General features: G+C 46.6%; 21 protein-coding genes and 2 pseudogenes. All 23 read right to left on the bottom strand.

Features of this window, described 5'->3' with window-relative positions; translation table 11 throughout:
* Positions 1–7: 7 nt before the first annotated feature.
* A complete protein-coding gene (locus AB5Z01_RS11435; protein ID WP_195221655.1) occupies positions 8–643 on the bottom strand; it encodes a hypothetical protein in 636 nt (211 codons plus the stop codon).
* 17 nt (positions 644–660) lie between these two features.
* Positions 661–1518 carry a fibronectin type III domain-containing protein gene (locus AB5Z01_RS11430; protein ID WP_243246364.1) on the bottom strand — a complete coding sequence of 286 codons (858 nt, stop codon included), beginning with the start codon at positions 1516–1518 and terminating at the stop codon, positions 661–663.
* A 5-nt stretch (positions 1519–1523) separates the two neighbouring features.
* Complete coding sequence (locus AB5Z01_RS11425) at positions 1524–2663, bottom strand: phosphoadenosine phosphosulfate reductase family protein (RefSeq protein ID WP_287214467.1); 1140 nt, start codon at positions 2661–2663, stop codon at positions 1524–1526.
* Positions 2656–3840, bottom strand: a complete 1185-nt coding sequence (locus AB5Z01_RS11420; protein ID WP_287214470.1) for a DNA cytosine methyltransferase — start codon at positions 3838–3840, stop codon at positions 2656–2658. Before AB5Z01_RS11420 ends, AB5Z01_RS11425 begins: the two co-directional genes overlap by 8 nt.
* An 84-nt stretch (positions 3841–3924) precedes the next feature.
* Positions 3925–4197 carry a hypothetical protein gene (locus tag AB5Z01_RS11415; RefSeq protein ID WP_287214471.1) on the bottom strand — a complete coding sequence of 91 codons (273 nt, stop codon included), beginning with the start codon at positions 4195–4197 and terminating at the stop codon, positions 3925–3927.
* An 18-nt stretch (positions 4198–4215) separates the two neighbouring features.
* Positions 4216–5112, bottom strand: coding sequence for a CD1107 family mobile element protein (locus tag AB5Z01_RS11410; protein ID WP_287214472.1), 897 nt, complete (start codon positions 5110–5112; stop codon positions 4216–4218).
* Complete coding sequence (locus AB5Z01_RS11405; protein ID WP_009983786.1) at positions 5093–5404, bottom strand: hypothetical protein; 312 nt, start codon at positions 5402–5404, stop codon at positions 5093–5095. The genes AB5Z01_RS11410 and AB5Z01_RS11405 overlap by 20 nt, the downstream gene beginning before the upstream one ends.
* A 9-nt stretch (positions 5405–5413) precedes the next feature.
* On the bottom strand, positions 5414–8191 hold the full coding sequence (locus AB5Z01_RS11400; RefSeq protein ID WP_287214477.1) for a hypothetical protein: 2778 nt from the start codon (positions 8189–8191) through the stop codon (positions 5414–5416).
* Positions 8192–8212: 21 nt separating this feature from the next.
* A complete protein-coding gene (locus tag AB5Z01_RS11395) occupies positions 8213–10654 on the bottom strand; it encodes a VirB4-like conjugal transfer ATPase, CD1110 family (RefSeq protein ID WP_195221662.1) in 2442 nt (813 codons plus the stop codon).
* Positions 10655–10718: 64 nt separating this feature from the next.
* Positions 10719–11096, bottom strand: a complete 378-nt coding sequence (locus AB5Z01_RS11390; RefSeq protein ID WP_287214479.1) for a PrgI family protein — start codon at positions 11094–11096, stop codon at positions 10719–10721.
* 19 nt (positions 11097–11115) lie between these two features.
* The gene (locus AB5Z01_RS11385; protein ID WP_287214481.1) at positions 11116–12057 is read right to left on the bottom strand and encodes a VirB6/TrbL-like conjugal transfer protein, CD1112 family; all 942 of its coding nucleotides are present in this window, start codon (positions 12055–12057) and stop codon (positions 11116–11118) included.
* Positions 12057–12626, bottom strand: coding sequence for a tRNA (adenine-N(6)-)-methyltransferase (locus AB5Z01_RS11380; protein ID WP_287214483.1), 570 nt, complete (start codon positions 12624–12626; stop codon positions 12057–12059). The genes AB5Z01_RS11385 and AB5Z01_RS11380 overlap by 1 nt, the downstream gene beginning before the upstream one ends.
* A 133-nt stretch (positions 12627–12759) precedes the next feature.
* Entirely contained in the window at positions 12760–12975 is a 216-nt protein-coding gene (locus AB5Z01_RS11375; protein ID WP_117904712.1) for a Maff2 family mobile element protein, read from the bottom strand.
* Positions 12976–13429: 454 nt separating this feature from the next.
* Positions 13430–13903, bottom strand: a pseudogene (locus tag AB5Z01_RS11370) (type IV secretory system conjugative DNA transfer family protein); the annotation flags it as partial.
* A gap of 126 nt (positions 13904–14029) precedes the next feature.
* On the bottom strand, positions 14030–15508 hold the full coding sequence (gene ltrA / locus AB5Z01_RS11365; RefSeq protein WP_287214485.1) for a group II intron reverse transcriptase/maturase: 1479 nt from the start codon (positions 15506–15508) through the stop codon (positions 14030–14032).
* Positions 15509–16254: 746 nt separating this feature from the next.
* A pseudogene (locus tag AB5Z01_RS11360) lies at positions 16255–17688 on the bottom strand (type IV secretory system conjugative DNA transfer family protein); the annotation flags it as partial.
* A 103-nt stretch (positions 17689–17791) separates the two neighbouring features.
* The gene (locus AB5Z01_RS11355; RefSeq protein WP_195221668.1) at positions 17792–18268 is read right to left on the bottom strand and encodes a PcfB family protein; all 477 of its coding nucleotides are present in this window, start codon (positions 18266–18268) and stop codon (positions 17792–17794) included.
* Positions 18268–18546 carry a hypothetical protein gene (locus tag AB5Z01_RS11350; protein WP_195221669.1) on the bottom strand — a complete coding sequence of 93 codons (279 nt, stop codon included), beginning with the start codon at positions 18544–18546 and terminating at the stop codon, positions 18268–18270. The genes AB5Z01_RS11355 and AB5Z01_RS11350 overlap by 1 nt, the downstream gene beginning before the upstream one ends.
* The gene (locus AB5Z01_RS11345) at positions 18539–18667 is read right to left on the bottom strand and encodes a hypothetical protein (protein ID WP_272114374.1); all 129 of its coding nucleotides are present in this window, start codon (positions 18665–18667) and stop codon (positions 18539–18541) included. The genes AB5Z01_RS11350 and AB5Z01_RS11345 overlap by 8 nt, the downstream gene beginning before the upstream one ends.
* A gap of 54 nt (positions 18668–18721) precedes the next feature.
* Complete coding sequence (locus AB5Z01_RS11340) at positions 18722–18967, bottom strand: hypothetical protein (RefSeq protein WP_195221670.1); 246 nt, start codon at positions 18965–18967, stop codon at positions 18722–18724.
* A gap of 20 nt (positions 18968–18987) precedes the next feature.
* On the bottom strand, positions 18988–20391 hold the full coding sequence (locus tag AB5Z01_RS11335; RefSeq protein ID WP_276712230.1) for a DUF6017 domain-containing protein: 1404 nt from the start codon (positions 20389–20391) through the stop codon (positions 18988–18990).
* A gap of 15 nt (positions 20392–20406) precedes the next feature.
* Positions 20407–20691 (bottom strand): hypothetical protein, encoded by a 285-nt coding sequence (locus AB5Z01_RS11330; RefSeq protein ID WP_195221672.1) that lies wholly within the window; start codon positions 20689–20691, stop codon positions 20407–20409.
* 644 nt (positions 20692–21335) lie between these two features.
* A partial coding sequence (locus tag AB5Z01_RS11325) for a hypothetical protein (RefSeq protein ID WP_368365543.1) occupies positions 21336–21556 on the bottom strand: 221 nt, incomplete at its 5' end.

The following is a 21556-nucleotide window of genomic DNA, read 5'->3' as shown; positions in this document are numbered from 1 at the left end:
TGTGCTTTTATTCTTCTAACAACAGCCTGTAATAGTCCTCTTTTGTAAGATTACAGTATGTCTTTTTGCTATTTTCCTCCTTGCGGATATATCCTGCTTTGAGAAACGCATCACAGACTTGGTTGACTTTCGTTGAGCCTGCATTGATCACATAGGTTAAATCAACCTTATAAAACGCTCTATGACGTATCATCCAAATCAGCAGCATTTCTATTTCACTTCGGGAAATACCACGAATTTTAATACTGCTCAAAGGAGCGTACTTCCTGACAGGAACTGTGACCGCTTTTACCGCAGTCTTTGGACTATCTTCCTGCGGTAAAGGCTTTTCCATTTCGGACGGTGCATCGTTCATCTCGTCGGGAGCATCATTATTGGTGGTAAGCCCCTTTCTGCTGTCAGAAGATGTGACAGCTTCTTTGACGGGAGCAAGACAGCCATCGTCTGGCTCATCAAACACCATCAGATGATGATCTTCATCATCGTCCTCGGAATGCTCGCCGTCACCGTCCTCAATGTCAGCCATAGCGTGAATCCTCTCGTTCATCTCACCGCTGCACTCACCGAGCTTGTAAGCAGCGTAGGCAACACCGCCGATCGCACCGAGTCCGATAATACCCTTGATGATCTTCTTTACGTTCATAATAGAAACCTCCAAATTTAGTATTCTACGGGTTCGCCGTAGTTGATCTTTTTAATACTTGTGATATTGGAACTCAGGTCAAGCCCGTTCCAATTATAGTAGCCCCAACTTCCGCTGAATGCCACGCAGGACGGAAGTGAATTATCATCATAAATAAACTCTATGATACACTTTCCGTTGCCTGCACCGCCAAACCAATGGTATTTACCCTCACCATCATCAGCATAACCTTTACTGTCGCAAATCTTGACGGTAAACTGTTGTCCTGCCTCGTTGGTGACGAGAAATCTGTCACCGCAATATCCGTACCATACGCCCATAGCACAGCAGTAATCTCCGTACTCATCACGCATTATTCCAGTGCCTGTAATAGTGTCCACAGAACAGCCTTGAATAGCGTCCCATGATGGTGACCTTGTAAGCCCAGAACTGCGTTCCCCACAGTAGCACGAATCCCAGCCTTCTTCATCGGGAAATTCGTAGATAACCTCTACCGTTTCCGTCTTTCCGTCAGCACTTGCGGAAACTGCGGAATATCCGTCCTTTTCATCATCTGAAAGAACAGGCTCGACCGTTACCGTGTACTCCGTACCCTCACGCAGACCTGTTATGTAGCAAAGCTCATTGGATTTGAACTCAAAATACATATTGTCCGCATAAGCGTAATCTTCATCATGAGCCGTGCAGCTCACAGTGTAGTCACGGTCAGTATCGCCATCCCAAGTGACTTTCAGGCAGGAAACAGATATTGTCGATACATTTAGGTTATCCGCTGTCAGCTCGATCGGTTCAGGTTCGGAAGATACTCCTGAAAACTCCATAATAAAGCCCATTACAAGGCTCAGTGCTTTCCTCTGAAATTCAGGATCGAACATCGTTATCACGCTCCTTTTCCGATTTCAGGAGCGTTGTAGTCAGCAGGTACGGCACTCCGATCAGAAGTGCAAGCACCGCTGTCACCACCAGTAACACAGGGATATACTCCGTCAGAGCCATATAGTCTATCACGTTTCTTCTCCTCTTTCTCTTTGGCTTTCATTTCCTTGACGAAAGCACGGTATTTCGCTGTATATTCATAGGACTTGCCGAAGATATTGACCGCTGCCTTATACAGCATCGGCTCATGTTCCTCGATGATCGCAAGCTCCTCAGTGATGTGCTTGCTGAAAGGACAGCCGACACAGCCCGTTCTCCGCAGTCCATACTCCGTATAGCATCGGGAGTGTGTCACACCGAACATCTGCTCATAGTCCTTTTTATCGCCGTCCGTATACCAAAAAATCGGACGGAAGGTATTGCACCCCTTAGACTTGCACTCGGAGAAACAGGTCTTGAAAGCTGCGGAACGGATACCGCCCTCAGCCTGCCGAATACCCGTAATGTCAAGATCGGCATCGTGTTCCTTGACGATACGCTTTGCTGGTTTCTTCTTCGCAAACTCACAGCACTTATTGGAAATGGGGAAATCAGGCGGATTCGCCATGATGAACTCTTTGAGGAATCGGTTACGATAAATCGAAAAACGACTTATCTTCTGAATACCGTCCTTGTCAGAGTAACGCTCACCGCACCACCATTGCAGAGCCGTCTTGCACCGAGGATATTTCTGCAACAGCACTTCAAGAGGTTCGTCCTCCCACTGAAAACCATGAGCCTGCAAACGCATCATCTGTTCGGAAACATATTTCGACAGGAAAGGAACACCATACTGTTTCACACAGGTCGGGATAGGCTTATCGGGCTTGACACGCTCAATGGTGATACCGTATTTCTGTTCAAGGAAGTCAAGATGCTCCTTAGTGGCGGTGTATTCAAGTCCAGTATCTATCCAGAAATACTTGACTTTGCCGTCCTCATCGACCTTGTGTATCAGGTCAAGAACAATATCACTGTCACTTCCTCCGCTGATACTGCACACGAGCGAATATGACCGCATCATAATACGCTGTGCTTTGCAAAAAGCAGTATAAATGGTGTAGTTGTTGTTATCGGCGCACTTGTTCAGGATTTCTTCATTCATCACGAAGTCCTCCTAAAATATGTGCGATCACATCGACCGTCCAACCGTTGCCGATACACTTATATCGCTGGGTATTGGAAATGCCTGCGGTATAGTTGTCGGGAAGTGTCTGTAAACGCTCCGCTTCAATCGGCGTGAGCTTGCGGATAACATAGTCACCGTCAGGAAGGTCTATCTTATACAGACCTGTCTTTGCGCCCTGACCGCCGCCGTTAGCTGAGAGCGTAACGGACTTACCGACTACGGAATAAATACGCTGTCCCTGTCCGCCTTTGCCGTAATGTCCGACACGAACGGGAGTGCATACAAGACTATCTTTCTGCACAGTAGTCAGGCAGTTGGATTTGCCATCCTCACGCACTTCGATATGCTGTTCGGTCTTACCCTCATCAACATATCTTCCGCGCTGGGCGGCACCGACAGGCATAGCGACCGCAGTTGTTCCGCCGTTAAAACCTGAATTTTTGATAAGAGTTGCTTCACCGTATTTGTGATAGCCTGCCATGACGGTACGAGACTTGTCCGTACCCTGATATGTATTGATCGGGATAGGCTCTGCAACCATAGTCCGCTGCTTGCGCTCCAAAGTGTTATACAGCACCGCACCGTCATAGGAAGCAGTCATACAGTAGGACTTGTCCTGCCACGGCATACCGCTTTCAAGCACATCTTTCAGCAGGATACCCTTATCCACAGGAAAAGAAGCAACAGGGATATTAGTCCAGTAACAGCGTTTACGGTTCTGTGCCGACACAAGCGCCGAGTTTATCATAATAGGCTCAACACCGAGCGTTTTGCTGATCTCGTCCTTGATACGCTGATGAACGGAGTAATTATTTTCGTAAAGGAAGTATCTGCACCCACTTTCGTGGAGCGCTCTCACATACTCCTTAAAAAGCCTGAATCCTTCGCCGTTGCAATCAACCTCTCTGTCCTTTTTGGCGATAGACCAGTAGGTGCAGGGTGAACCGCCGAGCAGAAGGTCATACCCCCGAAACTTCGTAAAATCGCCGTCAAATACATTCCCGTGATGAACGATTACGGGAAAATTGCGCTTTGAGACTGTGACGGCATACCTGTCGATCTCAAACGCATCATAGCACTCCACGGGTATGCCTGCCCTCTGTAAAGCAACCATACCGCAGGAGATACCGTCAAATAAGCTGAGTACCTTCATTAGACAAATTCTCTCTCTTTTCTCATTGTCTTATGTTGTTTGTTAAATTGTCGGGAACTTTGAATCCACTGGGTTCAAAGTTGATTATGCTTCGTAGTAGTCCTCACAAAGCTCGTTGTAGTTCTCCTGAAGCTCGTCAAACTCCTCGCAGAGCTTGTCATACTTCTGCTGGATCACGGTCTTTTCCTGAGCAAAGTTCTCCGCAGCGGTCAAGCTGCCGATGAACTGTCCTGCATCAAAACCACGGAGAAACCACTTCTTGCGTACACCCTCGACCGCCTTTGCGGAGAGTCCTGCAATTCCGGCGGCACCTGACACCGCTGCCATACATACACCGATCTTCTTCATCTTGCTCATTCTTTTGTCCTCACTTTCTTAGATCTCATCGTCCTGATCATCGTAGAACTTCATATCGTCCTCGTCCTCAGTGATCTCGTTATCATCGTCATACTCAGGCTCGACCTGCATAGCGGACTTACTGTTGCCGCCGTTCTTTTTCTTCATGATGAAGAAGCCTGCACCGCCGACACCGATCAGAGCGATAGCACCGAAAACGAGAATCATACTGTTCTTATTCATCGGCATAGGCTTTGCCTGAGCTGCGGAATTGGTCGCATCTTCGCCGTCCTCAGCAATCTCCGCTGTATCTGTGGTATCCGCGCCGTCGCCGGACTGCACTCTGCCGTTAGCCTTTTCAGCCGCCTGAGCTGCCTGTTCAGGAGTGATCTTCTTTTTATCATCATCGTCCTCAGCTCCGGCATAGAGCAGTGCATAGAGGTCATAATCGTCAACTTTGTTGAGGAAAAACACCTGGTCTTCGGCATTCTCCGCAGAATAGTTGATAAGCACATAGAATACATGACCGTCCTTAGTTGTTACAGCGATAAACTGCATTTCCTCGGAATTGTAGACAATCCTCTCGGACTTGATAAGCGTTGCATTACCGTCCGTATCGTAATAGGAATCGCCGTAATAATCAGGCTTAACCTCAGTTGTTCCTGCTTCGGCAAGCTCACCCATGACTTCACGGAACTTCTCCATATCGTCGGTGTTATCTTCTGAAACAGAAGAAGTCTCCTCAGTATCGGAATTTTCCTCTGTATCGGCAGTTGTCTCCGTAGTATCTGCCGAACTGTCCTCATCGACCGCAGTAGTCTCTGCCGTATCTTCTGCGGCAGTTGCCTTTTCAGCGGCAGAAGCGGTAATACCGCCCACGCTTGCAGTTGCAAGCATGAAAGCCGCAAGCATAGCACTAAAAAATCTTGCTTTCATTTGTATCCTCCTCGGAATTTGTATTGATTGATATTTCGCCGTTTGCAAGCGCTTCAAGCATATCGTCCGTAATGCCCTGTGAGCGAAGGCGCATAAGTGTATCATGCTCCTTTGTCACAAGACTGTTTACGTCCTTGATCTCACAGCTAAAAACTACGGCGAGCTGAGAGTGTTCAAGCACCCTCGCTTCGGACTCCAGTTTTGCAAGCTCCTCCTTGTCGGACTGGATTCGCTTTCGCAGGAAGTCCTGTCGCTGATGATTTTCAGCGATTTTCTTGTCTATTCGCTCCATAGTCCCTCCTTAATACAGCACCAGTCGGGGATCAATATAATCCCAACCGTAGCCGTCCGTGTCTATATAAATGTGGAAATTCACATTTCCTGCTGTTGTTTTTGCGAACTCCTGTCCGTCATTGATCGTATCGCCCTCGGTGAAGCCGCTTAACAGCACAGCATTTGCAATGGTAACTTCCGTGTCACGCTCCGTACCGCCGCTGCCGTCATACCAATACTCCGCATCGTCCTTGCGTATCGTGATCTTGTTATCATCGGTATTCACATCGGTGATCTTGCCCTTGAACGGAGCTTTGAGTGTATCGCCGTTATTGCAGTACACCTTGATACCCTGATACAATCCGTCGCTGTCGGTGTTCCACTCCGTCATTTCATAACCGAACTCACGTTTCAACGAGTAATCACGGATAGTAGCACCCGGCAGAAGATTGTGTAGCGTCTGATGATTGCCGTACATCGTTGCGGAATCCTCTGCGCCGACCAACAGGGCGTAATACTGTAAGCGTTCATCACTGTGGGACATACTACTCAGCTTATCGGCAATGACCTCATCAAAGGTCTTGTTCTGCTTTACGTTATAGTAGAGCTTGCACTCCGTTTTCCACTTGTATTTCTCATAGTAGCCGTACATACAAACATCGTTCAGACTGCTGTTCCAGATATGAGTATCAGTAGGCGATACCAAGAACCAAGCATCTGTGCCGTCCCAACCCCAAAAACTGCGGTCGTGGCGCTCTGAGCCTTGCATAAAGAAGAATGTATTTGTCGCATTATCAATGTAGTAGAATGGGTGGCTTGTGCCGGAATACCAGCGGTGATCCATGATAAAGAAGCCTGTTTCTCTGTAATCGTTCTGTGCATCAAGCACACGATAGCCGTCTGTAATGCAAAGATAACCGTCATCGTCCTCATACTGCGATAATTCCGAGGTTATCGCAATCGGCTTGAAACGGTATCTGTACGGCTGCCCGTCATAGATGTAGGCATCTTTCTCAGCTCTGTAATATGTTCCCGATGAAGCATTACCGCCACCCCAATAGTTGTATGGGGAAAGCTCCTCCCAACGGGACTGATTATCATACCAATAGACGAACTCATATTCCTCATTGAAGATTTCTTCAAGCAGATCTTCTGTATCGCCGTCAAATTCCCAATAGTAAATATCATCGTTATCGGCATCGAAATCATAATAATAGGCACAGAGGAACGACCACAGCTTGTAGGTGTCGAAGTCATACACAGGATCATAGTCATAGACCGAGGAACGTCCCCACACCCATTCATCAGGTGTGTCGGTGAGGTCGCCAGTGTTTGCGCCGAAAGCCGCAAGACCGTTTTGCCAGTCAGCAGAACTGCCGACCTTGCGTATCTTCTGATTGAGGTTATAGGCAAGCTCCGTGTAGTATTTCTCAGCTTCGGAGAGGTCATAGTCCTGAGCCGCATAAGTGCCGAGGGTGAAACCGCTGTGCGAGGAAGTTGCAGAGAATATCATCGTAAATACTGCAAATGCAAGCAGTATCACAATGACAGGTATCGCCAGACAAAGAAAGAACTTCTTGACCTCGCTCTCATAGACATTCTTCACGAATTTCCAAGCAGCTTTTAGTGCTGCGGAGATCGTGTCCTTTGCCCTTTTCTTCTTTTTCGGCTTCGGCTTTTTCCGCTTCTTGTAGCTGTCATGTTTGTCTTTCAGCTTGCTTTCCTGACGGCTCAGGCGGTTATTGGACTTCGATTTCTTGTCATTCAGACGGTCACGCTGTTTTTCCTTTTTCTGCAAACGCTGGGGCTTGCTGACCTTTTGTGCAGTCGGCTCTACCACACGCCTTTTTGCAGAGTCGATAGCGTGAAGAAAATCGTTGTCCTGATCTTCGTTGACCGCCTTTTGCCAAGCGGACGCTTTCATTCTGCCTGCGGTATAGGTGGCAGGCTTAAATGCAAGCAGTCCCGGACTACTGAGCTTTGTGATCTTACGCTGATTTCTCAGTTCTTTGGTGCGGAACTTGTTTTCAGTCCTGAGCTGTTTGCGCTCAAATTTCAGCTCACGCTTTGTCTGCTGATACGCCTGTAATCGGCGCTTGTTCATAGCCTTTCGGAGCTTATTTCCGTGGGCAGGCTTGACCTTTGCCTTGTATTCAGCTTTCGCTTGTTTCAGGGCAGTCTTAGTTGCTGCCATTTTCGGCTTGCCTGTTTTCGCCTTGTAGAGCCTGTTATCGGCTCTCTTTAGCTGAAACTTCGCCCTTTCAAGTTTGTACTGCTTCTTTGTTTTCAGGTGGTGATGCATACCCTTGACAGCATCGACCGCCGTGCGGCCCATGAGAAATACACCACGGTGATAATCGTCCACCGCTTCACGGGTGTACTTCTGTTTGAGCTTGTTGCGAACTTCACGCTGGGCAGTCTCCGATGTTTTCATAGCGACAGTCTCCGCAGCGAGTGCCGTATCGACTGCCGTCTGCGTAACATCGTGAACTGTGAAATTCACAGCACGGGCATTTGCCTTGAACAGCTTGCCCTTCATGGTCTTGGGCTGCCATGATTTTATTGTCCGTGTGACCGAGGGCTTATCGCCAGTGATACGGTATTTTGCATTAGCGACCTTGTGAATGATACCCCTGCCGCCGTGGTGCATCTTCTCGCCACGGACGATATATGCACGGGTATGAAATCGACCTCGGCTGTTTGCTTCACGGCGGAAGTCTATCTGAAACAGCTTCGACCGTCTGCTGACTTTATCGAAACGTGCCTGCGCTTTGCGGAGGTTATTTTCTTTTCTCTGTAAGCTCATAAATCCTCCATTCTGCGCAGTTTATACGTCACCAACTTTGGTTGTCATTAAGCGGTACATCTGCGTATCAGTCGGGAACTTATCCGTAAACGGCAGAAGCACCTTATCATAGCGGATAAGTCCTTCGCCCGGACCGCTGTTCGTGACATACTTCATCTGCTCTTTGGAAATGTGCAGTTTTTCCGCTAAAATATCACGGTCGCCTGCGGCTTGATTCAGCATATACACGAAGTCCGAGTTATCAAAGATGTTCTCGACCTCCTGAGAAGAAAGCAAGTCCTTGACATTTTGGGTGATACCTGTCGGCACTCCGCCCCATTTACGGAAACGCTTCCATATTTCAGCAGAATATTTCGCCGTCTGCTCCTCTTTCAGCAGGAGATGAAATTCATCAATATAATAGCGAGTAATCTTCTTTTTTTCACGGTTCGCAGAAACCCTGTTCCATACCGTATCCTGCACGATAAGCATACCGACCTTTTTTAGTTGATTGCCCAGCTCCTTAATGTCAAAGCAAATAATTCTGTTTGTCATATCAATATTTGTCCTGTGGTTGAACAAATTCTGAGAGCCGTTGACAAACATTTCAAGGGAGTTTGCCACACGCAGAGCGACCTCACCCTCGTTATGAAGCTGTTCCTGCAAATCAGACAACAGCGGCATCTTTTCGACCGTAGGTTCATTCTGAACAAAGTCCTTGTAAATACGCTGTACGCACTTGTCAATGACCGAGCGTTCTTCCGCAGACAGACCGTAACGACCGCCGACAATGATCTCACAAAGAGAAATCAGAAAATCGGACTTATTGGCGATAACTTCCATAGGATTGCTGAAAAGATAATCATCAATGGTTATATCCATTGGATTGATATGCTGTTCACTGTTTGAAGCAATGCGGATAAGCTGTCCTTGCAAAGCTGAAACAAGCGGATAATACTCACCTTCGGGATCGCAGATGATAATATCATCGGGAGTCGTCAAAAAGCAGTCGAGGATCTCACGCTTAACGCTGAAGCTCTTGCCTGCGCCCGGTGTTCCGAGGATAAGTCCGTTCGGGTTTTTGAGCCTTGATCTGTTGGCACGGATCATATTGCCCGACAGCATATTGATACCGTAGTAGGTAGCCTGTCCGTCCTGGAAAAGTTCCTTTGTTGTAAATGGTACGAAAATAGCGATGCCGCTGGTGTGCATCTCACGGCGGACGGGGATCTCGTTATAGCACAGCGGAAGTGTGGAAAGGAGCGTCTGCTCCTGCCGATAGTCATAAGGAAACATCATGCAGTTGTTCTTCTGGCAAGTTCTTTTAAGCATCTCAGAAAGCAGTTTCAGCTCTTTCTTCGATTTTGCGTATGCCCTCAGCGAAATGCTGATATGGAACAATCGCTCATTTTTGCTGTTCAGATCACCGAGGAGTTTTTCTATATCCTCGATATACATCTTGATCGCAGGGGGCAGAATGTCGGGATCGTAGCCGGACTGTGATGCTTTTTTCTGTTCGTCGATCTTCATCTGCTCCACATTGGTGAGCTTCTTCTTGACGAATTTCAGGGCATCTATCTGGTCCAGCGGTTCGACATGAATGTTCACGCAGAACAGATTCTGCATTTCAAGGAAGTCCTTGAGAATTTCATCGGGCAGCTCTCCGGCGAGGATATTCATACCCCACACAGCGCCGTAGGCATTGCCGATCTCAAAATCGCTCTTATTGAATTTGAGCGAGGGCGGACAGATGAAATCCTTTGTGTCCATTCCTGCCCTCAGCATTTCGCCCCAATCGAAAATGAATGGGGAATTTCTGTAAGGGTTCAGGGCATAATACAGAGCTTCAAGCCGCTGTCTGCCGTCAAGCAGTTCCGCTTCGACACCAAAGGCTTTGAAGCCCTTGATAACATCGTTCTTAATGCTCATGAGCTTTGCCCTTGCCGCCTTGTATGATGTGGATTCGATACCGAATGTCAGGAACTTACGAGCTGACTGACCGTTGCTGCCTTTCAGGAGCTTGTCGGTAAGCATTTCGCTGTATTCCTTGCGGATAGAGTTGAAATCATCGTCGTGTTCGGGTATCTGCACCGTTTTGACGAGCTTTGCCTTTGATCTGTTCTGATTTTCAAAGGTAAGCTGAAATTTGATCGTATTGTCAAAGAGATTGATCACATCGCAATACTTGGAAAAGATATTGTTCTGCTCATCAAACTCTGCAATGGAGTAGTTGGCATCGTAAAACTGCACCGTCAGGGAAAAGAAGTTTTCGCTGACCTGACACACACCGTCCTTGTACATACAAAGAAACGGTATCGTGTTCTGCACAGTATTCTTACCGCCGTTTTCACTCCTGATCTCCGCCATTCGTGCGGAGAGTATCTTTTTCTCCTCTTTTGTAAGCTGTGAGGCAGGCTTGCCCATGATAACAGCCGACTTCGACTTATTATCACTTAACTTGGCATTTCTCTTTCTAAAGCCCATTGTGACCTCCGTTTATTTCAAAGCGGAGACACCGAAAGTTATACTATTATATATAAGAGCCGTATCAGCCTTTTCTTTCGGCATCTCTCAGCTTCTTCTTGATTCTGTTGTATTCGATCTGTCTTTCGATAGAAACGAAAATGTTTGTTGTTCGGTAATATCGCTTTCTCGGTCTTGTGAAGTATTCACGCATGAACTTCACCTGTTTCTCCAAGAACACCCCGTTTTTCTTGTAAATGCCGCAGAGTATCGCAGGTGCGGCGACCGCACCCATAGCGAAGATCGCTCCCGACATTCCGATAGACGCTCTTGTGAGAAAGTACACAGGCGCACCAAGAACAAGACCGATACCGAAGCATATTACCTGTCTTTTTGTAAATCCCATGATGAACTTCTCTTTGATGTCGTTAAAGTCCTTTGGGATCGGTACATAATGTGCCATAAAACCTCCGATCTTGTTCTCAATGTGCGCTAAACACAGATTTTGAGATAGCTCCTGTGCGGAGAATCGTGAAGATAAGTGCTGCGGTATAGCCGAGAAGCAGTCCCATTTGCAGGATAACGCCGTCTGTACTTGCATTCAGAGCAACGATTGCATTGGAGAAAAGCGTCTTGAAAATACCGAGTGCCACTACGATAAAGAACCCCTGGAAAGAAAGAGCGAGAAGCTGTTTGATCCAGTTCTTACCGATAGAAGCCCATTCACCGCTGTCCATCATTGTAGCCATAGGGATCGGTGCAATGCTGAGATACATAAACACCTCGATGATACGGCTTGCAAGTGTGATAACGATAGCGACTATCAGTATCAGCACCCCAAGATGAACGATCAGGGAAATAAACCACACCGTCATCAGCTCGCCCAAGCTCAGACCGCTGAGAGCCGTCCTGTTGATGGAGAGCGTCTCGGAGAGATAATCTCCGCTGCCGAATAGTGTGGCAAGCCCGTTGGAGCATACCGTTGTGCCAAACGAGAATAGTGCCGAAGCGATGTAATAGGTGTTGGCGACCAAAATTACACCGCAAAGTGCTTTTATGATCCATTTTATAAAAATAGAATCATCAAAGTCTTTGAAGTTATTTCCTCGCAGTACCATCTGTATCAGTTCATTCAGCAGGATAACTGTCAGAATGAAACCGCCGATAGGCACTACGACATTGTTGCAAAGCGTTTCGATCGTTGTCCAGATCGTTGTTCCGCCAGTACCGCCGCCAGTAAACTGTGACGGGTGCTGAGTTACGAAGTCATTGACAAGTCCGCCGCTGCCGCCCGTTCCTGTTGTCTGCGAGAACGTATCGGACAGGAGGTCGGAAATGCCGTCGAATTGGCTTGTTATACCGTCTTTGAACAGGTCTTTACACCAATCTTCCAGTGCATCGATCGCATCGCTGATAATTCCCATTATTCATCACCTCCAATCGTGGGAGTGACTAAAGGTCTGTCATATTTGACAAGCTGCCGAAGCTCCAGTTTGGAGTGCAGAAGGTCACGGCAGAAATAAGCAGAGCCGAAGTGATTGCCCTTAGTGGTACATTCCATGTTCTGCCGTGTATGGTAGTCCACACGCCCGTCAAAGGAGAGCATCTGAATTTCGTTGTTGAAAATCTTATATCTCGCCTTGCCTTGAATACTGTTCACGGGCAGGAGCAGAGCGAAGGGCTTCTGAAAAGAAAAAGCTCTTTTTAAGACTTCATTCTTTTTGCTGAATGGGGGATTGGACACAAGAATGTCCCAATATTCGGGTTCATACCTGAAAAAGTCCTGTCCCTCCTTCAAGCTGCTTCGCTCCACTTCATAGCCTTTTTCCGAAAGAAACTGATAGAAAGCACTCCATTCCTCATCGAACGGACACCATATCTTCTTATCTTTCGGAAGAAACTCCAGTAACGGTTCTACCGCATAAAATGGTGTGTAGACCTCATCTCCTGCACTTGTTCGGTTAGCTGTCAGATAACCGATGTTTATTCCCATTCTGTCTTATCGCTCATACCCACCACAAACCACCGCTGAGCGACCTTTCATAATTCTATTGGAACGGCATTATTTATATAGCGTTCAGCCGAGGTTTACGCTTGTCTCTTTTCTTGATTAGCCGTGTGTCAGATTACACTGCACCCGTCATCATACCCTCAAGTACGGGAACGAGAATGATAGCAAGCAGGATCAGACCAAGACCAGCCATAAGCTGCTTCATGCCCTGAGACTTCGCACCGGGGTTATCGTTGCCGTAACCTTCAAGGAGGTTTACGACGCCCCAAAGCGAAACACCGCCGCCGATCAGGCAGATAACGCTCTTGAGGACGGTGCAGGCAGTAGTGATGAAGGACGAGGTATCGACCTCGCCTGTGCCTGCTGCGAATGCCTGAGTTGCACAGGTAGATGCCATGATGCCTGCAACAGTGCAGAACATCGTTGCCTTCTTTGCACCACGGGTGAGCTTAGAGAGCCACTTGTGCTTAGGTGCAGAGGTAGTGGTTGCTGTCTCCATAGCGGTAGCATCGACCGCAGAAATATTCAGTTCGTTCATAGGTAAAAAGTCTCCCTCAAAAAATAAAGTAAAGAATGTCCGCAGCTTCAACCGATTATCTCTTTGTTCGGTTTCTTCACTGTCCGAGTTAAAATCCGACATATATCTCTTTTTCGTCGGTTTCCTCAGAATTTTGAGTATCAGCGGTTTCTGTTTCTGTTGCTGATACTGTTGTAACTTCCTGTCCGGCGGCCGTCATATCAACACCATACCCCGTGAACTTCTCCTGTTGAGACAGTCTCAAACGCATCGCCTTTTGGTCACTCACATATTTTTCGATGTTGAACCCCATCTCAGGATTATCGTCCAAAAGCATTGGATATTGCTTATGACGGGTAATGTCAAACTTGTCCGAGAAGAACGGACGCACTCCTCGCACCTGTAAGATACATTTACCGCCGTCCATGACCGCCAGTTCGTCTTGACTTTTCAGCTCTTTTCCGAGCTTCTGATAGTTCATACCGTAGCTCTCGCTCTGACCTCTGTTCGTAGAGGTATTAAAGGAGTCGATTGTCTCTTTGCCGAGACTTTCACTGATCTCCTTTAATGTTGACTTCTCCTTACCGCCCAAAAACAGCATCGTATCACAGTTGCCTTCGATCGTATCTGCATTATCTTTATAAATAGCCTTTAGCTGGCTCTTAGCTTGCAAGATGATACTTGCCGATATTTCACGGCTTCGAATAGTCGCAATGAGCTTCTCAAACTGCGGTATTTCGCCAAATAGTGATAGGTAATCCTTTGATATAATCACCAGATTTTCCCCCACTCCACACCGTGCGTGACAGTTTCCCGTCACACGGCGTTCCATCATTTTCAGAATATTTTTAGTGCATATGTAGCCCTGTTACTGTAATTTGATTTTGTAGCTTAAATTTCTGCCATACGCAACAGGAATAATAGGTCTGTCATGAATCCAACGCATTTGCTTGGATTTTCCGTAGTTGTCTGCGATGAACCTTGACCGTATTTCACCTGATTTTTCTACCGAACATTGCCTGCTGTTGTGATTTGCACCACTTAGCATTTTTTGAATCGGATAGCCGATTTCGGCAAAATCCGCACTGACGTGTGTCGCCATTTTATAGTAGTTGTGCAGTCCGCATATTAAAGAATTATGCAGACTGATATTTTTATCAAGCGATTTCTGGTCGTTATGGTTCAGTATACGTTTTGTGCTTTCAGCGACTTTCTTTTTGGCTCTGTTTTTTGCCTTATTGGTCATATGTGATTTTACTGCAAATTTCTTACCTTTTGGCACTGCTCGGATTTTTAATCCCAGAAATTCCATATAGTTCTTTTTCAGATTGGTAATTCCTGATTTTTCCTCGCTGATGTCCAATGAAAGCCGCTCTTTCAGCCATTTCACAACGGCTGTGTAGGTTTTCTTTGCTGTGTGATAATCTCTGCAAAAGATTTTGAAATCATCGGCATATCTTACGATATAGATCTCTTTCAGCTCACTTTTCTCCCGAAGCATCGTCCATTTTTGTGACCTGTCTATGACAACATTTCCCTTTTTATCGGTCTTGCTGTACTCCCTGTCCACTCTTGTCGGCATCATTTCCCATTGGCTGGCAACCCACCAGTCAAGTTCATTCAGCACGATATTGGACAGCAGCGGCGATAAAATACCGCCCTGCGGTGTTCCTGTTTCGGGGCTTGTTACAATGTCATTGAACAATATATCCGCCTTTAACATTGCTTTGATGATTGCAAGGACTTTCAAATCCTGAATGCCCATTGACCAGATTTGCCGTATCAGCTTTGCGTGGTTGATGTTGTCGAAAAATCCCTTGATGTCAACATCTACAACATAATGCAGATTCTGTAATTGAATCATTTTATAGCATTGTGCGATTGCATTCTGTGCAGACCTGTACGGTCGAAACCCATTGCTCCGCTCATGAAATTTTGCTTCACAGATAGGCTCTAAAACCTGTAACACGCATTGCTGTATCAGCCTGTCCCATATGCTCGGAATACCAAGCGGACGCTGTTTGCCGTTCCCTTTATCAATATAGACTCGGCGTACTTGTTTCGGCTGATAAAATTGCAGTTTATTTCTGACCTTTTCTACGACTTTCTGAATCGGATATTTCTGTATATCTGTGATGATTTTTCCGTCAACTCCGGCAGTAAAACTGCCTTTGTTCTTGCAGATGTTCCGGTACGCAAGCACCACATTTTCTTCTGAAACAATCAGCTTCATCAGATGTCTGAACTGCTTTCCCTGCCTGCTTTGCTCATATAAATTGCAGAGCTTCTCTTGCAAGCCGTACCGATACATATTCTTTTCTGATTTGTTTACAGTTTCCTTCGTCATAGTAACCACCGCCTTTCAGCGTGTTTTTTCTTTCTCATACCCGAAGCTATGAAATCACCTTGTGATTACTACATATACATATTGAATATTCTGAAAATGACTTGTGCCTATCCCTCCACGGCTTATTATCACCGTTTCATTGGTACTGTGGCACTACTCTCACAGTCCTGAATCAGCTTATACGGATTGCTCCGCTTTCGTCTGAACATCAGTATAGAAATGTGAATTTCACCGACTGGACTGCTTTCCACGTTCCATTATTCTTAGCATTGGTACAACTTAGGTCAATCCTTTAGTCCTGCAAGCATTATCCTCGATATTCTCAGGATACGTGCCGCCTGTAACAGCACAGGGAGTTTCATACTAACAACTTTTACTCCACCCCGCCTGCGTGCATTTTGCACCCCGACATTTCTATCGGTCATTCGTTTAGAACCGTACACTCGGATTTTTGTCGGACTGTATTTCAAGTCATTCTAACCATATTGCACCGCCGTCCGCCCTATAGGCAGTACACCGCACCTCTGCGGCGCTTTCCTCGTCTGAAATAAATTTCTCCGTTAGGACTGCTCTCGCACGACTTCCACGGGCTTACGACCTCTGCATTTCACACTGCATAGCCGTCCGTAGTTTTAACGTGAACCTTTCCGGGCGTTACTCCCTCATTCGATTCATCAGAATAATAGTTCTACGTAACTATTTTATTGTTACGTGCCGCACCTTTTCAGTACGGAACGTGTCACACTATTGGCGAACTCGTCTAACAAACAGCGTACATGATAGTCCAGCTTTCCGCCCGGTGAATTATCTGCTTTTGTGCAGAGTAGGTTGAAAAGCTGGGAATACATGATCGCCACAAGGAAGTTGAATGTAGCGTCTGTATCGGAGATGATTATGAAAAGCGCACTCAGCTCGTCACCGAGCTTGTCGAGGTGCAGCTCATCGTAGGAGGTGATCTCCAAGACCTCATCTATTGCAAAAGGCGCGAGTCTTGTGGAACAGGAAATCAGGATAGATTTTGCCGTCTTGCCTGCTGCCAACTTGTAAGCCTTGAATTGTTTGAGTGCAAATGCACCCAAGCGCCGTTGTTCGGCATCGGGTTTCGTTTCAAAGATGTCACCGTAATCAGCCATGACTTCGGGATCTTCGTGCTTTGTGCCGTTCAGCCAGCACTCCACGATCTCAAATTCAAGGTCGATACAGTTCTTAAACTCCTCATCGTCCTCACGGCACTCCGAATTGTTGATCATGTCGATCAGCGTTTCAAAATTCCATTGATCTTCGGGATACATAGCGAAAATCAGAGCGATATATGCCGTGTATAGGAGCTTTTCAGCTTTTACCCAAAAGTCATCGCCGGACGGCTGCTGAGAAGAAGTAGTATTCTTGATAAGGACTTCCACGAATTTGAGAATGTCCTTCTCACGGTTTTTCTTGCTGATGTATGCAAACGGATTGTAGTGCATCGACTTCGCAAAATCAATGGTATTGAACACCTTGATCTTGTAAGGCTCATAAACAGGGATATATCTGCCTTTTTTGTCTTTGAGATAGTTTCCCTTATCATCCCTGCGGTACACAACTTTCCCGTCAACTCGTTTCGGGCGGCCCCTTTGGAGCATTCTTCCGCATTCCACAAGCACCGTACCCTTCGGGTCGGTCACTACATAAGAGGAGTGCATCTGCATCAGGTTCGGCTTCACGAAAAATCGTGTCTTACCTGAACCTGAACCACCGATCACAAGAATGTTCTTGTTTCGGGCGAATTTTGGTGCAGAGGGCTTGCCCATTGTAAGAGATTCCGTCCGTGTGAGAATGACATTGTTTTCGGGGCAGGATAAGTCCATATATGGCTCAATATCCTTTTCACCGCCCCATACGGCAGAGCCATATTCCTCACCCTGGCGGAACTTCTTTTTGTTTTTCGATTTGATATAGAGAACAAGTCTCATGACACCCGCCAGTACCAACCCGAATAAAATATCCGACGGGTGTAAACTGGGAAAGATTCGTGCAAATGCCACACCGAGATTGCTCATGAAAGGCAGGATTTTTTCCTGAAATCCCTCGCCCTCAGCGGTACGGTATGCAAAGCCGATCAGGTTGCCCACATAAGAGAAAACTGCATAGGGAACAGCCTTGATGATCAGCTTTTTGAGCTTCCTGGTGTTAAGCTGCAATCAGCAGTCTTATCCTTTCTCACAGTATCGGCATCAAAAATCGCCGTAAAAGTATCATCGCCCCTTGCCCGTGGAACGGGTGCAGGCTGGAAGTGGTTATAGATCACCGTCTGTTCTCCCTTGTTTTCTCTCTCTGTTTCTGTTTGCGGGGCTTGCTCCTGAGCTTCTGCGCCTGCTGCTGCATCTGCTCACGGGTGAACTCACCACGCTTCTGTGTCTTGCCCTGTCCCTTGCCGACATACTCTGAAAATGCTCTCTTGAAATCCTCTGTTTTGGCAGCGGAAAAGAAAACATGATAGGTAGGCGGCGAGGTGCTTTTATCTCTTTTCAGGGCAAAATCTACATCGTATTTTCGTGCGGTTTTCAGAAAATCCCCGATATTCCGGTCTGAAACCTCAATGCTGTCGAGCTTTGACGGAGACTTTGCCTGCAACTGCTTGTAGGTCATTCGTCCCTTTTTCTCTGCCTTACCCGACATAAACTCCTGCAATGCCGATTTCAGCACATCGGCGGTCATTTTCTCCGCCTTGATCGAAATGTCGATGGTTTTCTTCGCACCGCTTTCGTAGTCGGACGGCATTACGCATCACCGCCTTCGTTTCCTTCGGGCATCTCAAACGTGCTGAACGCTTCGTTCTGGAGCCAGCGGATAAAGTCGCTCATTGCCGCACAGACCTCATCTTCGTTCGGGGAATGGAAAAGAATTGTTTGTCCGCCGTTAACGTCCATAGCGACAATACAGGGTTCGTCAACAACACGATCCTCCGCATAGTCAATGGGGCAGATTTCCACGCTGACTGCGATCAGGTTATCGTAGTTGATAATATCGTTACTCTGTGTCAGGATATTCTTAGCCATGATTTTTCACCTCCCGTAAAAGCTCATAGAGCTTGTTGTGATATTCCTCCTGAAGCTCGTCAAAAGAAGAAAACACGGTGTCAAGCGTTTTTCTGTCTATCCTGTCACCGAGCATATCCATGACGATCGCTTCAAATTCGCTGTGAAAGCTGTAAAACAGGTCGTTTACAGACTTTCAGGCGGCTTCGGGATCTGCGTCCTGCTTATAATAACCGAGCTTTTCCCATACTTGCTTGTCGGGACAGTAATAGCGATACATCTTGCCCTCACCGCAGGGGATAGCATAACCGAAGTCGAGCGCACCCTCACGGAGTCCCTGCTTGAGCGCAGCGACACTGATACCGCTTGTCTGTGCAATCTCGGTAAGAGCGACGTTTCTGCCCGTAAAAGCAGGATTGTCCGCCTTCTTCTTTGCAGCCATAAAAACACCTCCTTTCTCGGTCAGACAGCCACGCCATAGCCGAAATCACGCCTGATCTGTTCGTCAATGTTACGGCTCTCACAACCTTCGTTAAAATGATAAGTCAGTACCTCGTTGTAGAGGGAACTAATGAAATATCTGCGGAAGTCCTTAATATCGTCAATCAAAGCCATTTTTTCAATGACACTTTCGACCATGTAGATATTGGCTTTAAGCATCTTTGACTGAATAACGGTTCTGGGGAATGCTGTACCTCTGAGCGTGGTATAGGGCAGAGGTGAACATATCTCATCAACGATAAAGCCAACGATTTCATCTGCTTCTGCATAACCGTCCCGACCGTCCTGACAGAGCCAGTCACCAAGATGCCAGTAGTCGAGATTCTCCCTGATAACTTCCGTGTAATACTCAACTTCTTCTGCGTTATATCCGTCGGTCACTCTCTCAGCAGATTTTTCAACACCCGAAATGTTGAAAGTTGGCTTTGCCGCCGCAGGAATGATAGAGGATTTATCACTCAGTAATTGATTTTTTTGTATTGAATTGTAAGTATTATATTGTCCCTGATTTTCAGACAGCGGAGTTTCAGCAGGTGGATTGTCCAGATACGGGTTTTCCACCCCCTGTTTTTCGTCCGCAGAAGAAACAGCAGCTTTTGCCTTGCCGCCCTCACGAATCGTGATAGCCTTGCGTCTGGTCTCGGCTTCAAGCTCGTCAGCTTCTTCCTTGCTGACAGGAACATCAAAAAAGCTGTACACATATTCAAAGCAATTATGAACGCTCTCGTTAGACAGGAGCTTTGTACGAACCAGATAGCCCAAGTCAATCAGTTTGTTCACAGCGTTATGCACGGCAGTCTTGCCCTCTTTGCAGATAGCTTTCAGTCCTGACATAGAGAAATTCCAGCTATTCGGCAGAGAAAGAACCTTCATCATAAAGCCGATCAGTTTGTTTCTGATCTTATTGCTCCTGATGAGCTTTGCACTGATAATGGTGAAATTACTGTCCTTCTTTACACGGTTCAGGGTAGCGTTATCTGCTGTGAAAGTCTCCATTTCTATGTCATACTTCGGGATAGAGTCGTCCAGTTCAGAGTATTCATAGAAATCATAGAGATAGCTGATCCTGCCCGTAGGGGACTCATTTGGCATCAGCAAGGTCTTTTTGACATATCCCCATTGCTCCAGTTCAGCAAGCTGAGACTTGATCGCTGTTTCCCCGTCCTCACAGATAGCCACAAGTCCGGCTATCGTGAAATTCCATGAAGGCGGCAAGTCATTGATCTTACCGAGCAGTCCTATCGAATCACAGCCGATATTGGTTGAACGCACAAAGCAGTTGCTTAGAACGGCATAGCCGCCTGACCTATGTACCCGGCAGATCGTATCTGGTATTGTCTTTTTTGCTTTTTTCATCTTGTCCATTTCTCTCACCTCGGCTTACGCTCCGTACACAAATTCCATATTGGATATTCGCAGCTTGTTGACCGCATAGACATGACCATACGGCTTCTGCACCACAAGGAGGAAACCTCTCTTGCACAGCTCATACACAGCGGTACGAAGCTCATCGAAAGTGAACTGCGAAAGCTCACTGTAATGGCGAAGCTCATCGACCGTAACGTAGTCAAAGTCTGAATGGTTAAGCATAGCCGTCAGCAGTTCGTCACAGGCTTTGGCTTCAAAATGGTAATTGAGCAGATTGATCTCAGTAGGGTTCGGCATAGAAAGACCTCCTTGACAAGTTTCATCTGAAATAAAAAAGCTCCTCATCATCCTGTTTGTGTACAGGCTCAGTGAGAAGCGATGTGCAATATTCAATTTTTAGGCATAAAAATAGCGGACAGCACTTCTGTTATGAAACACCGTCCGCTATTGTCCATTATTCAATTTGCTTTGTCAACAGGCTTTCTACCGTTTGTTTTAGGGTTTCTACCAACTTTCTACCAACCTTGACGGCGGTAGGTATCTACCAAGTTTCTACCCAAAATCTTAAATCAGGTAGATTTTTGAGTTTGACGAAATAGCGCGGTTTCTGAGATTTCTACCTCAAAAAGTGACGTAAAATAGAGTTCTAAATGTCTCTTAATGACCACTAAGGGATACTAATGCCGAATAGCGTCAATAATACCATAAAAAGAATACAAGTCAATAAATAAAGACGTTGTTTTAAGAAACTCATAAGAATTCCCCTCATCTATAAAGACGTGCAATAACAAATAAAGTTGCAAACAAAAAAAAATCTCTCGTACTATCCCGCAGAGGCCCCCGATGTTTTTCAACACTCTCGGTGCAAACAGCATTCACCAAAACATATCGTAACAAATCACCCCAACAAAAAAGGGCAGCCCACGCCGCCCTAATATGTATTATTTTTTCTTAGCCATAAGCCCTATCATTATAAGCACTACCACCGCACCGCCACCGATACAGCCGAAAAGTACCCAGTCCGTCTCCGTGTTCTCTGTGGCGTTCTTCTGCTCCTTGATGACCCCCTGCTCCGCCATAGCCTCCGCCGCAGAGCTTTCCGTCACAATGGAGCTGTCCTCCGTCTGAGGGCTGTCCGCATACACCGCCCACGGTATTATCA

Origin of the sequence: Ruminococcus sp. RTP21359st1_H3_RTP21359_211015, assembly GCF_040909065.1 — a bacterium.
GTDB lineage: Bacteria > Bacillota > Clostridia > Oscillospirales > Ruminococcaceae > Hominimerdicola > Hominimerdicola aceti.
The sequence above is the reverse complement of the archived record's forward strand: the minus strand, read 5'-3'. Positions and strand labels throughout refer to the sequence as shown.